Source organism: Leptolyngbya sp. FACHB-60, assembly GCF_014695775.1.
In the GTDB taxonomy this organism is placed as follows: Bacteria; Cyanobacteriota; Cyanobacteriia; order Phormidesmidales; family Phormidesmidaceae; genus Nodosilinea.
The window spans coordinates 113,541-128,066 of record NZ_JACJOX010000017.1 but is presented as its reverse complement, the minus strand read 5'-3'; the positions used below and the strand labels follow the sequence as shown (position 1 = coordinate 128,066).

Below are 14,526 nucleotides of genomic sequence, written 5' to 3'. Positions count from 1 at the left end.
ACTGCCGCTGCCATGCTGATTCGTAAACTGCTTGACTGCCCTGAATTTGTCGCTGGTGACGGTACCCAGCTGCGAGAGCTGTTGCACCCCGACAAGCAAGACCTCGCTCTGCGCTACAGTTTGGCCCACGCCGTGTTGCCAGCGGGGCAGGTGTCTACCCCCCATGCCCTCATCACCTCTGAGGTGTACTACATTCTGACGGGGCAGGGAGAAATGTCGATCGACGGTGAAACTAGTCCGGTCGAGCCGGGAGATGCGGTGTACATTCCGCCCCATGCCCGCCAGCACATTCGCAACACGGGAGATGGCCCGCTGGTGTTTATCTGTCTGGTCGATCCCGCCTGGCGACAGGAAGACGAGACGGTGTTTGAGGCGGCTGACTAGCTAGCGTGATCGCAGCCCCAAGCGCTTCCAGAGGGCTTGGGGCTGCGTGGTTTTGAGCGACTGTCCGAGATCACGTCGGGAGGATTTGAGGCTACAGCGTTTGAGCTGCTCGAGCATTTGGGCTAGGGCAGCGTCCCCCTCGGCCAGTTGGGCGGCCAAGCAGTGGGGCTTGTTGTGGCAAGAAGTGCATAACATGAAATTTTGAGTCTCGCTGGACTCGAATACAGAACTCGGCGGGACGGTGTCAGCGGTCGCTGGGCCGTCTAACCCTGACTATTTATATTTTGCGTTGCCAAAAACAAAATCTGTTTGCCATGCCCTAAATCCGTCTGAAGGTTGGCGATCGCACCCCGTCTCTTTACCAGGCCAATTGCTGGCCAGTTGAATTTCTGGAAGGGGGAATGTTAAGCCCCGTAGGCTTTAGGGCTAGCCTTGAGTCAGGCTGCGGTAGGATTACCGCAAGCTTTTCTAAACTTTTGGTGGCCGCTATGCCCGTATCCACAACTGCATTGCAAGAGGTGCGACAGCGCGATCGCGCCAGCCTAGAAGCCCTCAACTCCTACGAGCGGCTCCAGGCCCTGCACGAAATTTGGCCCATTGTGGCCGAGAAACACGGCGATACGGTGGCCCTCAACGACCCCCACTACAAGCCCGCTGCCACCCTCAACTATCGCCAACTGGCCGAGGCCATTCGCACCTTTGCCACCGGCTTGCAGGCCCTAGGCGTCGCAAACCGCGCCCATGTGGCTCTGTTTGCCGACAACAGCCACCGCTGGTTTATTGCCGACCAGGGCATTATGACCGCTGGCGGCATGAACGCGGTGCGCAGCGCCACCGCCGAAACCGAAGAGCTAGCCTACATCGCCGAGCACAGCGAGAGCACCGTGCTAGTGGTGGAGACCCTAGCGCTGCTGAATCGGCTGCGCGATCGCATCGAAACCCTGCCCATTCCTCTAGTGATCCTGCTGTCGGACGAAGCGCCGCCCGAGGGCGATCGCCTCAAGATTCTCAATTTTGGTCAGCTGATGGCCCTGGGGCGCGATCGCCCCTACACCCCAGTGCCCATCAAGCCCGAAGATCTGGCCACGCTGATCTACACCTCCGGCACCACTGGCCAGCCTAAGGGGGTCATGCTTAGCCACCGCAATCTGATCCACCAGATCAACACCCTAGAGGCGGTGGTGCAGCCTGAGCCGGGCGATCGCGTGGTGGGCATTTTGCCGTCCTGGCACAGCTTTGAGCGCACTGCCGAGTATTTTCTACTGTCGCGGGGCTGCACTCAGACCTACAGCAGCATTCGCCACCTCAAGGCCGACCTCAAGGCCACCAAACCCCAGTACATGGTGGGGGTGCCCCGCCTGTGGGAGTCGATCTACGAAGGAGCGCAAAAGCAGTTTCGCGAACAAACCCCCGGCAAGCAAAAGCTGATCTTCACCTTTTTTGGCCTTAGCCAGCGTTACGTCGAAAACCTCTGGCGCTACCAGGATATGAAAATTGACGAGCCTGACCTGCCGTCCCTCAAGCGATTGGGGTCGGGGGTGGTGGCCCTAGCCCTGTGGCCCCTGCACCAGCTGGGCAAAAAGCTGGTCTATGGCAAAGTCAGTGAAGCCACTGGGGGACAGGTCAAGCAGCTGATCAGCGGCGGCGGCTCGTTAGCCCGGCACATTGATGTCTTCTTTGAAATCATCGGCGTACAGCTGATCGTGGGCTACGGCCTGACCGAAACGGCCCCGGTGCTCTCGGCCCGCCGTCCTTGGCGGAATTTGCGGGGGGCAGCGGGGCAGCCCATCCCCTTTACTGAAATCAAGGTGGTGGATCCTGAAACCCGCCAGGAGCTGCCCCAGGGCGGACAGGGGTTGGTACTAGCGCGGGGTCCGCAGATTATGGAGGGCTACTACCGCAACTCTGAGGCCACCCAAAAGGCGATCGACTCCGAGGGTTGGTTCGATACGGGTGACCTGGGCTGGATCAGCCGCGACAGCAACGTAGTGCTTACCGGGCGGGCTAAAGACACCATTGTGCTGACCAACGGCGAAAACATTGAGCCGCAGCCCATCGAAGACGCCTGCATTCGCAGCAAGTACATCGACCAGATCATGCTGGTGGGCCAAGATCAGCGATCGCTCGGTGCCCTGATCGTGCCCAATGTCGATGCTCTCCAGGCTTGGGCTGCCACTCACTCTCTGTTTGTGGCGGTGCCGGGAGATGACACCCCCGCCCCCGCCGACTGCATCGCCATCACCCTTGATGACGAGCGGGTGCAGAAGCTGTTTCGCGATGAGCTGGGCCGCGAGGTGAAAGATCGCCCCGGCTATCGTCCCGACGATCGCGTCGGCCCCTTTCGCCTGGTTCTCGAACCCTTCTCCATTGATAACGGCCTGCTCACCCAAACCCTAAAAGTCCGTCGTCCCGTGGTTACGACCCGGTATCGCGATATGATTGACGCGATGTTTGTGTAGCTGCGGTGGTGTAAAGACTTCACTAACCTCAGCCGCACCCGGTGGAATAGTCCGGCCACGGTGCTCGATGGTCGTAGTCGGTATTGGTGATTTCTTTATTGCGTCAAAGATTATGGATGAGAATCAAACGCTGCTGCTCAAGCGGGTGGTCAACATTAAAGCCATTGTGACTCCCCTGTGGAAAGAGGAGGCCCAAAAGCAGCTCCAGACCCAGATTAACCAGGTTGACGGCCGTCTGCAACAGCTTGAAATGCAGGGCCAGCGTATGGTATCCGAACTGCAAAAACAGGCCGAAGGGCAGCCCCCCAGCGGCACCATTCAGCAGCAGATGGGCAACATTCAAAATCAGCTCAACCAAGACAAAAGCAAGCTGCTTCAGCAAAAAAACCAGAGCCTACAACAGCTCCAGGAAGTGCAGACCATCGCGATCGATGCCGAAGTGGATCAGGGCAAGGTCGAGAGTTTTTTCAACGTCTCAGTGGGCGACAATCTGGTACGTAAGCTCCAGGTCGAAATCTTGATCAAGGACGGTGTGATTCAGGAGATTCGCGGCGAACTCTAGTCTAGGCACGTCTCAGCTCGCCTACGTTTGAACGTTTAAACGCTCGAACGGTTCAGCCTTGGGGATAGAATAAATCCTTGGCATCTCTGCTGCTCTGTCGTTTTACCCTGTTTCGGAAGTCACCTCCATGATTCGCGAAGTCTTTATGCCTGCCCTCAGCTCAACCATGACCGAAGGCAAAATTGTGTCTTGGGTCAAAGCCCCCGGCGACAGGGTAGAAAAAGGCGAGACGGTGGTGATTGTCGAGTCTGACAAAGCCGACATGGATGTGGAGTCATTCCACGAAGGGATTTTGGCCGCCATTGTGGTGGAAGCGGGCGGCACGGCTCCGGTGGGTGAGGCGATCGCCCTGTTGGCCGAAACCGAAGCCGAAGTTGAGACCGCCAAACAGCAGGCTGCTGCCAAAGCCGGTGCTGCTGGGGGTGACTCCAGCCCCAATCCCGAAGCCGCTGCCCCGGTGGCCGTGGTCGAAGCTCCGACCCCTGCTACCCAAAATGGGGCCTCCTCTGGCAGCCGTAGCGGTCGAGTGGTTATTTCTCCCCGCGCCCGCAAGCTGGCTAAAGACCTCAAGGTAGACCTCACTAGCCTTCAGGGCAGTGGCCCCCACGGCCGCATTGTGGCTCAAGATGTGGAGCTGGCGGCGGGCAAAAATCCTACTGTTACTGGGCCGGTGGCAACGCCACTGGCAGCGGTGGTGCCACCGGTGTCTGCTGCCCCTGTGGCTCCCGCTCCTTCTGCCGCCCCAGCCGCTCCCGCCCCCAGCGCCGCTCCCCTGGGGCAGGTTGTGCCCTTCAATACCTTGCAGCAGGCTGTTATTCGCAACATGGTGGCTAGCCTGGCGGTACCCACTTACCACGTGGGCTACACCATTACCACCGACAGTTTGGATGCTCTCTACAAACAAATCAAGTCTAAGGGGGTGACTATGACGGCGCTGCTGGCCAAGGCCGTAGCCGTCACCCTGCAAAAGCACCCACTGCTTAACGCCGGCTTTACCGACCAGGGCGTGCAGTACCACTCAGGCATTAATATCGCCGTGGCGGTGGCGATGGAAGGGGGCGGTCTGATTACCCCGGTGCTAAAGAATGCCGACCAGTACGATATCTATTCGCTGTCGCGCACCTGGGCGGATCTGGTGGCGCGATCGCGCTCCAAACAACTCCAACCCGATGAGTACACCTCTGGCACCTTCACTCTGTCGAATCTGGGCATGTTTGGAGTCGATCGCTTTGACGCAATTTTGCCGCCGGGGCAAGGCTCGATTTTGGCGATCGGGGCCTCTCGCCCCACAGTGGTTGCCACCCCTGACGGCCTGATGGGCGTCAAGCGCCAGATGCAGGTTAATATCACCTGCGACCACCGCATCATCTACGGGGCCGATGCTGCCGCTTTCCTCAAGGATCTGGCCAACGTGATTGAAAACAATCCCCAGTCCTTAACCCTGTAGCTATGAATTCAGTCGATCTTGCCTTCTTGCCTGCTCTCGAACAAGCTCGGCTGATTCGCAATAAAGACATTTCCCCCCTAGAGCTAGCAGAAATTTACCTGGAGCGCATTGAGCGGCTCAACCCGTCTCTGGGGGCCTATGTGACGGTGATGGCAGAGCAGGCCCTGGCCGATGCCAGGGCTAAAACCGAGCACTTGGTCGGCAATCCTGGAGATTTGCCGCCGTTGTTTGGGGTCACAGTCTCGGTCAAAGACCTGAACCCGGTAGAGGGGGTGGCCTGCGCCTATGGGCTCAAGGCCGCCTGCAATCTCATTGCTCCCGAAGACGACTACATCGTCGGCAAGCTGCGCCAGGCGGGGCTGATTATTCTAGGCAAAACGGCCACCTCCCAGCTTGGTTCTCTACCCTACACCGAGCCACCGGGCTTTCCGCCCGCCCGCAACCCGTGGAATTTGGCCTATACGCCAGGGGGCTCCAGCGGCGGCGGGGCGGCGGCCTTAGCGGCGGGGCTGTGCGCGATTTCTCAGGGATCTGACGGCGGCGGTTCGCTGCGCGGCCCGGCCTTTTGCTGTGGCCTTGTGGGCATGAAGGCCTCTCGGGGGCGAATTAGCTTTTCACCCGTGGGAGAGCGGCTCAACGGGCTGGCCGTCAATGGACCCCTGGGGCGTACTGTGGCTGATACAGCCGCTCTGTTGGATGTGCTGAGCGGCTACGAAGTGGGCGATCCCTACTGGCTGCCCGATCCAGAGCCGTCGTTTCTAGCCGGGCTGGATACGCCGCCTAAACCGCTGCGAATTGGTTACGCAACCCGTCTTGACCCGATTGGCGAGGTTGACCCAGTCTGCCGCCAGGCTATCTATGAAACCGTGCAGCAGGTCGAAAATCTGGGCCACAGGGTTGAAGAGGTGATCTTCCCCAACTTGAAAGACTTGATCGAACCCTTTGTGGTGGTGTGGCAATCTGTGCTGACAGAGGTCGGCGTGCCCTGGGTCGTCATGGAAAAGATGAATCGTTGGCTCTACTGGCGGGCCTGGCGGATTAACAGTGGTGCCTACCTGAGATCGGTGGCCAAGCTCCAGCAGGTGGCTCGTCAGATCGTGAAATTTTGTCAGCCCTACGACGTGCTGATTTTGCCGGTGTACATGCACCCCACGATCAAAGTCGGCGAGTGGAAGGGGCTGCGATCGCCCCAAGTACTCGACAATGTCATCAACTGGGTAGCCCCCTGTCCACCCTTTAATGCCAGCGGCCAGCCTGCCTTGGCGATTCCCCGAGGCTTTGCCCCCAACGGCTTGCCCATTGGCGTGCAGCTGGTGGGTCGCCCTGCCGACGAAGCCACTTTGCTGGCCCTGGCCACGCAGCTTGAACAAGCTAGCCCTTGGAGTCACCAGCGCCCTGCGTTTGCCACGGAGGTAAGCGGCACCTAACCCAAAGGCGCTGCTCAGATTGCATAGAGGCGAAATTTTGTTGTCGCTGTCGTTTCGGTCGCTGACTGAAGCTAATGCTAATCCGAGTTAATTCGCACTGCTCTCGCTGTTAAGATGAGCGGGATTGAGAGCCTACTTCGCTTCAAAATGAATTTCACAGCAATTGCCTCGTTGACTTAGGTGTCGCCGCTTGGCGACCCCCTTTGAAGCGGTATAGACCCGGTACGTCGATCGGGCAACTAACAGTTGCAGCTATTGAGCTGGCGCGATCGCTTCATTTCCCTGTATTTAGGGCAGTATCCCCAGTTAGCTTTTTATGGAATACGATCCGCTCCAGGATAAGCAACGGTACGATACATTTTCAGTCCGTCAAAAGACGATCCACAGAGGTGTCCTGGTTGCGGCTCTGGTCCTCGGGTTGACAATTGCTGTAGGGGGCGCCCTAGGCCTAGGGCTGGTGACGCTGCCGGAGCAGCTAACCTGGGGGGGCTGGTTGACGATTGGCGTAACGCTGAGCGCTTTTTTGCTCAATGCCCTCACCACCCTGCCCGCCGATGCTATTTTTTTGGCCTCCCTCGCTATTTTGTTGCTGACGGGGGTGCTCGATACGGCTACGGCCCTGGCCGGATTTAGCAACCCTGGCATGATGACGGTAGGCGTACTCTACGTCGTTGTTGCTGGGCTACAGCAAACCGGCGGGTTAGATATGATTTCGCGCGCGGTGTTGGGCCTACCGAAGGGGCAAACCACAGCGCTACTGCGGCTAATTCTGCCAGTACTGGGCATGAGCGCTTTTCTCAACAACACGCCGATTGTGGCGATGTTTATCCCGGTGGTGAGTGACTGGTGCCGCAAGCTGCGCATCAGCCCCTCTAAGCTAATGATTCCGCTCAGCTATGCGGCCATTATGGGGGGCATGTGTACGCTGATTGGTACCAGCACCAACCTGGTGGTCAACGGGCTGCTAGTGTCTGAAACCGACTACCCCGGCCTCAAGCTGTTTGATCTGGTGCCGGTGGGGGTGCCCTGTGCGATCGCCGGTACCCTGATGCTAGTTTTGGCCCAGCGCTGGCTGCTGCCCCAGCGCAAGCCCGCCATTACGGACACCGACGACCCGCGAGAGTACACCGTCGAAATGGTGGTCGAAAACCACAGCCCCCTGGCGGGTAAAACTGTTGAGCAGGCTGGGCTGCGCCACCTGCCGGGGCTGTATCTGACCGAAATTCAGCGAGGGGGGCGGTTACTGACTGCCATTGGCCCCCAAGAGGTGCTGCAAGGGCAGGATCAGCTAGTGTTTGTGGGCATGGTCGACTCGATTGTTGACCTCAACCAAATTCGAGGATTGCAGCCCGCCACCGACCAGGTGTTTAAGCTCGATACCCCTCGCACCGGGCGTACCTTAGTGGAGGCGGTGGTATCGAACACCTGTCCGCTGGTGGGCATTACCATTCGCCAGGGCAAGTTTCGCAGCCGCTATGGGGCAGTAGTGCTGGCGGTGGGCCGCAATGGTGAGCGCTTGTCGGGCAAAATTGGCGACATTCGGCTTCAGACGGGTGACACCTTACTGTTAGAAGCCAATCCCTCGTTTTTGGAGGAGCGTCGGGCTTCTCGTGATTTTTACCTGGTTAGCGAGGTGCCCAACTCCGACCCGCTGCGTCACGATCGCGCCCCCATGGCTTTAGTGATTTTAGTGGTGATGGTGGCCCTGGCCACCTCCGGCTGGATGGATATGCTCAATGCCGCCACCCTAGCTGCCCTGCTGGTTGTGCTCACCGGCTGCTGCTCGTTTCAGCAGGGCTTGCGCGCCATTGACTGGTCGGTGCTGCTGGTGGTGGCCGCCGCCCTGGGGCTGGGCAAGGCGCTGGAGGTCACCGGAGCCGCCGCCGTGCTGGCGGGTGGGGTGCTGGGCCTGGCTGGCGATAACCCGTGGGTGGCCCTGGCCATTGTCTATGGCGTGACCACCGTCCTCACCGAGGTGATTACCAACAACGCAGCGGCGGCGGTGGTGTTTCCCATTGCGCTATCGCTGTCGCAGAGTTTGGGGGTGAGCTTCATTCCCTTTGTGGTGGCTCTGATGATTGCCGCTTCGGCCAGCTTTAGCACCCCGATTGGCTATCAGACCAACCTCATGGTCTATGGCCCCGGGGGCTATAAGTTTACCGATTTTATGCGGGTGGGCATTCCGTTCAATCTAGCTTTTTGGGTGCTGACGGTACTAATCACCCCACGGGTGTACCCGTTTTAACCTTCAAAGACAAACCAGGGCCTAGAGCTACGGTTTAGCGCGATCTAGGCCCTGGTCAAGGAATTGTGGAGTGAGAAAGGCCCTCCGCCCTAGGGTAGATAGCTACGCCTTTGGTGCCGGTTCAAACTTGTGGGCGTGGTCTTGCAGCAGCGAGCTGACTTGGTTGAGCACGTTGTCGCCAGTTTTCTTCTGAATGATTTGGCGCTCGGGGTAAAAGTCGGGCTTGTCGAGGTTGCGAGAAATGGCCTGCTGTACCTGGCTGGCAATTAGGGCAGACAGCTCGCCCCGAGCATTTTCGCGCTGGAAGTTGGCACCTTCTTCGGTGGTGGCATAGAGAGGCGGCAGCCGGTTAAGGGCGTAGGCAGCGATATCGCCCAAATCAAGGGTTTTATCGGAAGTTGACTCAATCTCGGCCACCCGTGAAATCGCCTCGGTCAGCACCAGTTCTTCCATCACGTTGATGAACTGCTTGCGGGGCACAGCCACCACTTCGCCGGTTAGCAGGGCACCCATCAGGCGATCGAGGGCCATATATTCTTCGATCGAAAGCTCGGCAGCGGTGTCGCAAATACGACCCACTTCGGCCTCCATGGCAGGGGTCAGGTAGCCGTCTTGTAGGGCTTGTTCAACAATTTTTTCGATAGTCATTTGGCCAAAAGCTCCATGAAACTGGCGGATTAACGGCTTTACTGGAAAACAGGGGACCGGGATATGAACAGGGGTAGGCATCCACCTGAGTTTAGTTTTCCCCAATCAATTCAGCAGACCACAGGAACGTGTGAAGACTGCTCGGGGGCACAGCGACGAATTAAGAATATTTTAAGAAGCCAATGGCCTGCTTCCAAATTTGGTGCTTGCTCTGGTCTTCGGTCTGTATGCAGATACATTGAGGGTCTTGCCATACGACACGACCAGTAATAACGTCACCGGTGATGAGCTTGACCTCGATGGGGGCGTTATCGCGAATTAGATTTTGAACCTGTCGCACGCTCGGCAACCCGGTGGCAAATTCTTGAGACATGGTGCTAGGCCACTGAACTTATGCTGGTCTTACGGTACCCCGTTTAGTGGGGCTAGGTGACAAGGGGAGGAAATTTATTCAAAGAAGGTGAGGGGGATGGGGAAGGTAGGGGAGATGAGGGGGATGGGGAAGATCGATGCCGCCTCAATCTCAATCCAAGCTGTTCCGAATCCAATTTTTTCTATTTCCCCTACCTCCTCCATCTCCCCTACCTCCCTCATCTTTTCTACCTCCCCCATCTCCCAAATTTGGCCGATAATTAAGTCTCACTCATTCAGCAGCGGCGCGTTATGGAATTTAGCAAGTACCACGGCTTGGGCAACGACTTTATTTTGGTGGACAATCGTCACCAGGTGGAGCCGGTAATTAGCCCGGAGATGGCGGTGCAGTGGTGCGATCGCCATTTTGGCATTGGTGCTGACGGGGTGATCTTTGCGCTGCCGGGGCAGGGGGGCACCGATTACACCATGCGCATTTACAACTCCGACGGTTCTGAGCCGGAGATGTGTGGCAACGGCATTCGCTGTATGGCCAAGTTCTTAGAAACCTTAGAAACTGCCGATGGCAAAGCCCCCCAGTCACCCCATACCTACCGGATTCACACTCTGGCGGGGCTGATTTCGCCCACCCTGCAACCCGATGGCCAGGTGACGGTTGATATGGGGCCACCCTACCTGCTAGCGCAGGAAATTCCGACTACCCTGGCGGCGGCTGAGCAGAAGGTGGTTGCTGTCCCGCTGACGGTAGCCGAGCAAGCTTGGGAGGTGACCTGCGTCAGTATGGGCAATCCCCACTGCATCACGTTTGTGGAGGATGTGGCGGCGATCGCCCTAGAAAGCCTTGGCCCTCAGTTCGAGCACCACACCGTATTTCCCCAGCGGATCAACACTGAGTTCATTCAGGTAGTGCGGCCCGACTACCTCAAAATGCGGGTGTGGGAGCGGGGCGCGGGCGTTACCCTGGCCTGTGGTACCGGGGCCTGCGCCTCGCTAGTGGCAGGGGTGCTGAATGGGGTGTGCGATCGCGCTGCCACTGTAGAACTTCCCGGTGGCCCCCTCTACATTGAGTGGTCAGCCGCCGACAATCGGGTCTATATGACTGGCCCGGCGGAGTTGGCCTTTAAGGGCACCAGAGCTTAGGGCGCTCGGCGGCGGGTCGAGGTGGGTTAGGTGGTGCGGAGGAGCCTACCCATTCATGGGTCGCTTAACTAAGATGCCGTGCAGCCCGGCGGCTTTGGCCCCTTCGAAGTCGTCGGTTTTGCTGTCGCCGACGTGCCAGGCTTGGCTGGCGTCGCAGCGGTGCTTTTGTAGCGCGGTGGCAAAAATTAGCGGGTCGGGCTTGGCAGCCCCGGCCTCAGACGAAAGCGTAACTGAGCTGAAATAGGGGGCCAGGTTGAGTTCTTCGAGCACTTGATATAGCCGGGTGTCGAAGTTTGAGATTACCCCCAGGGTGATGCCGCGTCGCCGCCAGCGATCGAGGGCCGGGGGCACGTCGGGGTAGAGTTCCCAGGGGGCGGCGGTGGCAAAGTGGGCGTAGAGGTCGGCAAAAAAACTGTCGAAGTCTACGAAGCGATCGAGCACCCCGGCGCTGCTAAAGGTCTGCTGGGCAATCACCCGCCACCAGCGATACTCCTGCTCGGGCACTGTAGCTGGGTCGCTACCGGGGAAAGCCATTTCTGGGGCAGCTCTAAAGGCCCGAAAAAACGCTTGATTTAAGGTTGCAGGGTCAGCCTCAATGCCGTGGTGCTGGGCTAGGCCGGCGTAGACTGCGCCAACGCTGCCCGCCACACCAAACAGCGTGCCAACCGCATCTAAAAAAATCACCCGAGGTTGCGGAGAATTAGCCATTACGTTGAATGTCTAGCAACTGAACAGCTTTAGCTTAAAGGCAAAGCCGCGGCTTGCAGCGAATTTGAAGAATTCCTAGACCGAGAAAACCCCTAGGCGTCGCTGTAGGCATCCATGCCGGTGCAGGAGCAAATTAGGTTGCGATCGCCGTAGGCCTGATCAATGCGGTTCACCGCTGGCCAAAACTTAGCGCTGCGGGTAAACGGCGTCGGAAACACCGCCTGCTCTCGGCTGTAGGGACGATTCCAGTCAGACACCAGATCAATCGCCGTATGAGGCGCGTTTTTGAGCAAGTTATTGTCGCGATCGCTCTCCCCATTCTCAATGGCGCGAATTTCGTCGCGAATGGCGATCATCGCGTCGCAGAAGCGATCTAGCTCTGCCTTCGACTCGCTCTCCGTAGGTTCGACCATCAGCGTGCCCGCCACCGGCCACGACATGGTAGGTGGGTGAAAGCCGTAGTCAATCAGCCGTTTAGCCACATCTTCTACCCCAATATCCGCCGACTTTTTGAAGGGTCGCACGTCGAGAATACATTCGTGGGCTACTCGTCCGTTCTGCCCAGTGTAGAGAATGTCGTAGTGCCCCGCCAATCTCTGGGCAATGTAGTTGGCGTTGAGAATGGCGATTTCCGTGGCTCTTGTCAGCCCCGCACCGCCCATCATGGCAATATACATCCACGAAATTGGCAGAATGCTGGCGCTGCCCCAGGGGGCCGACGTCACCGCGCCAATGCCCTGATCGCCGCCTACCCCGCTCATTAGGCTGTGCCCCGGCAGGTAAGGTACCAGGTGTGCCTTCACCCCAATTGGGCCGACACCCGGCCCGCCGCCACCGTGGGGAATGCAGAAGGTTTTGTGCAGGTTGAGGTGGCAAACATCGGCTCCAAAGTCAGCGGGACGGCAGAGACCTACCTGGGCATTCATATTGGCCCCATCCATATAGACCTGGCCGCCGTGGGTGTGGATGATCGCACAAATTTCAGCAATGCCCGCCTCAAACACCCCATGGGTGGAGGGGTAGGTGACCATCAGGGCCGACAGATTCTCGCTGTGCTTTTCGGCCTTGGCCTGTAGGTCGGTCACATCGATATTGCCATCCTCATCACAGGCAACGGGGACAACCTTCATGCCGGCCATGACGGCGCTGGCGGGGTTGGTGCCGTGGGCCGACTGGGGAATCAGGCAGACGTTGCGGTGGTGGTCGCCCCGCTGCTGGTGATACTCACGAATCACCAGCAGGCCAGCGTATTCGCCTTGGGCACCTGCGTTGGGCTGAAGCGAAACGCCATCAAACCCGGTAATTTCGGCCAGCCAGGTCTCTAGATCGGCAAACAACTGCCGGTAGCCTGCGGTCTGCTCGGCAGGTGCGAAGGGATGAATCTGGCCAAATTCGGGCCAGGTGACAGGCACCATCTCGGCGGTGGCGTTGAGTTTCATGGTGCAAGAACCCAGAGGAATCATCGCCGTTGCTAGGGAAAGATCCTTGTTTTGCAGGCGATAGAGGTACCGCAGCATCTCCGTTTCGGAGTGGTAGCGGTTGAAGGTGGGGTGGGTGAGGTAGGGGGAGGTGCGTTGGAGGGAGTGGGGGAGTTTTGAGTTTTGAGTTTTGAGTTTTGAATTGGGATCGCCGGTAAAGACGGTGATGAGGTCGTGGAGATCGGAGTCGGTGACGGTTTCGTCAAGGGCGACAATCAGGGTTTGGGCATCGAGTACGCGCAGGTTGATGCGGTGGTCGGCGACACGGGCAAGGATGGCGGCCTCATCGTCCACTGTAATCCGCAGCGTATCGAATATCGGCTCTTTGCTTAGCTCAAAGCCAGCCTTGATGAGGGCGGCAGAGAGAGTCTGGGCTTGGTGATGGATGCGGGCTGCGATCGCCCGCAGCCCCTCCGGCCCGTGGTATACCGCGTACATGCTGGCCATAATCGCCAGCAGCACCTGGGCGGTGCAAATATTGCTGGTCGCGGCGTCGCGGCGAATGTGCTGTTCGCGGGTTTGCAGAGTGAGGCGCAGGGCCGGGTTGCCGTAGGTGTCTTTAGAAACGCCCACCAAGCGGCCGGGTAGCTTGCGGGCAAAGCTGCTGCGAGTGGCAAAGAAAGCGGCGTGGGGGCCGCCAAAGCCCAATGGCACCCCAAAACGTTGGGTGTTGCCGACCACAATATCAGCGCCAAATTCGCCAGGCGGACGCAGCAGGGTCAGGCTGAGCAGATCGGCGGCGACGGTGACCAGGGCATGGTTGGCATGGGCCTGGGTCACGAAGTCTTCGTAGTTGTAGATGGCTCCATCGGTGGCGGGGTATTGCAGCAGCACCCCAAACACCGGAGTATCAAAGCTAAAGGTTTGGTGGTCGCCCACAACGACCTCAATGCCCAGGGGTAAGGCACGGGTTTTGACCACGTCGATGGTCTGGGGATGGCAGGCGGCGGAAACCCAGAAGGTTTTGGCGTCTTTTTTCTTGCGGGCGTTGAAGGCCAAGGTCATGGCCTCGGCGGCGGCGGTGCCTTCATCTAGCAGAGAGGCGTTGGCGATTTCCATGGCAGTCAGATCGACCACCAGGGTTTGGAAATTGAGCAGGGCCTCTAGCCGCCCCTGAGAAATTTCGGGCTGATAGGGGGTGTATTGGGTGTACCAGCCGGGATTTTCAAGCACATTGCGCTGAACCACCGCTGGAGTGAAGGTGTTGGCGTAGCCCAGGCCGAGGTATGACCGCCACACTTGATTCTGATTGGCGAGAGTTTTGAGCTGGGCTAGCGCTGTGGCCTCATCTCCTCCCTGAGGCAGCTTGAGAGCGTGGGGTAGCCGAATTGCTGCAGGCACAGTGGCATCAATCAGCTCATTCAACGTGGCATAGCCTAGGGCTGCGAGCATTGCCTCGGTGTCGTCGGCGGTAGGCCCCAAATGGCGGGCTGCAAAGGGGCTGAGGGGAGCCGCAGGGGCAGTGCCGTTGCTCCCTGGAATAGCGGTGTCGGCATCAACGGTGCTGGTCTGGGGAAAAAGTTGCGTCATACCCGTTTGCGCATGGCTCCAAAATGGTTAGGTTTGCCTCGATCGCGCCCAGGATCTAAGCGCCTCTTCATTCATATCTTGAAACATTGGCGATAAATTTGCTGCCCACCTGCACCCTCAAGGGAC

General features: G+C 58.6%; 13 protein-coding genes. 7 read left to right on the top strand and 6 right to left on the bottom strand.

Annotation, left to right across the window (positions count from 1 at the left end):
• The first annotated feature begins 12 nt into the window (after positions 1-12).
• Entirely contained in the window at positions 13-384 is a 372-nt protein-coding gene (locus H6F57_RS05415) for a cupin domain-containing protein (protein WP_190627852.1), read from the top strand.
• On the opposite strand, the gene H6F57_RS05410 is transcribed toward H6F57_RS05415, so the two are convergent.
• Positions 385-579 carry a hypothetical protein gene (locus tag H6F57_RS05410; RefSeq protein WP_190627853.1) on the bottom strand — a complete coding sequence of 65 codons (195 nt, stop codon included), beginning with the start codon at positions 577-579 and terminating at the stop codon, positions 385-387.
• A gap of 293 nt (positions 580-872) precedes the next feature.
• Here H6F57_RS05410 and H6F57_RS05405 point away from each other — a divergent pair, with 293 nt between their 5' ends.
• From H6F57_RS05405 to H6F57_RS05385, 5 genes are all read left to right on the top strand, one after another.
• Positions 873-2,843, top strand: a complete 1,971-nt coding sequence (locus H6F57_RS05405; protein WP_190627855.1) for an AMP-binding protein — start codon at positions 873-875, stop codon at positions 2,841-2,843.
• A 112-nt stretch (positions 2,844-2,955) separates the two neighbouring features.
• Positions 2,956-3,405 carry a YlqD family protein gene (locus tag H6F57_RS05400; protein ID WP_190628106.1) on the top strand — a complete coding sequence of 150 codons (450 nt, stop codon included), beginning with the start codon at positions 2,956-2,958 and terminating at the stop codon, positions 3,403-3,405.
• A 127-nt stretch (positions 3,406-3,532) separates the two neighbouring features.
• A complete protein-coding gene (locus H6F57_RS05395; RefSeq protein ID WP_190627857.1) occupies positions 3,533-4,852 on the top strand; it encodes a dihydrolipoamide acetyltransferase family protein in 1,320 nt (439 codons plus the stop codon).
• A 2-nt stretch (positions 4,853-4,854) separates the two neighbouring features.
• Positions 4,855-6,279, top strand: a complete 1,425-nt coding sequence (locus H6F57_RS05390; RefSeq protein ID WP_190627860.1) for an amidase — start codon at positions 4,855-4,857, stop codon at positions 6,277-6,279.
• 316 nt (positions 6,280-6,595) lie between these two features.
• Positions 6,596-8,524 carry an SLC13 family permease gene (locus tag H6F57_RS05385; RefSeq protein WP_190627862.1) on the top strand — a complete coding sequence of 643 codons (1,929 nt, stop codon included), beginning with the start codon at positions 6,596-6,598 and terminating at the stop codon, positions 8,522-8,524.
• Between the two features lie 102 nt (positions 8,525-8,626).
• Here H6F57_RS05385 and H6F57_RS05380 read toward each other — a convergent pair whose 3' ends face one another.
• From H6F57_RS05380 to H6F57_RS05370, 3 genes are all read right to left on the bottom strand, one after another.
• Positions 8,627-9,172, bottom strand: a complete 546-nt coding sequence (locus H6F57_RS05380) for a late competence development ComFB family protein (RefSeq protein ID WP_190627864.1) — start codon at positions 9,170-9,172, stop codon at positions 8,627-8,629.
• Positions 9,173-9,332: 160 nt separating this feature from the next.
• A complete protein-coding gene (locus H6F57_RS05375) occupies positions 9,333-9,545 on the bottom strand; it encodes an RNA-binding protein hfq (RefSeq protein WP_190518127.1) in 213 nt (70 codons plus the stop codon).
• 74 nt (positions 9,546-9,619) lie between these two features.
• Positions 9,620-9,784, bottom strand: a complete 165-nt coding sequence (locus H6F57_RS05370) for a hypothetical protein (protein WP_190627866.1) — start codon at positions 9,782-9,784, stop codon at positions 9,620-9,622.
• A gap of 51 nt (positions 9,785-9,835) precedes the next feature.
• On the opposite strand from H6F57_RS05370, the gene dapF reads away from it, so the two are divergent.
• Positions 9,836-10,684, top strand: coding sequence for a diaminopimelate epimerase (gene dapF, locus H6F57_RS05365; RefSeq protein WP_190627868.1), 849 nt, complete (start codon positions 9,836-9,838; stop codon positions 10,682-10,684).
• A 45-nt stretch (positions 10,685-10,729) separates the two neighbouring features.
• Here dapF and H6F57_RS05360 read toward each other — a convergent pair whose 3' ends face one another.
• Positions 10,730-11,392, bottom strand: coding sequence for an HAD family hydrolase (locus H6F57_RS05360; protein ID WP_190627870.1), 663 nt, complete (start codon positions 11,390-11,392; stop codon positions 10,730-10,732).
• A 92-nt stretch (positions 11,393-11,484) separates the two neighbouring features.
• Positions 11,485-14,400: an aminomethyl-transferring glycine dehydrogenase gene (gcvP, locus tag H6F57_RS05355; RefSeq protein ID WP_190627871.1), complete on the bottom strand. Its 2,916-nt coding sequence runs from the start codon at positions 14,398-14,400 to the stop codon at positions 11,485-11,487.
• Positions 14,401-14,526: the final 126 nt, after the last annotated feature.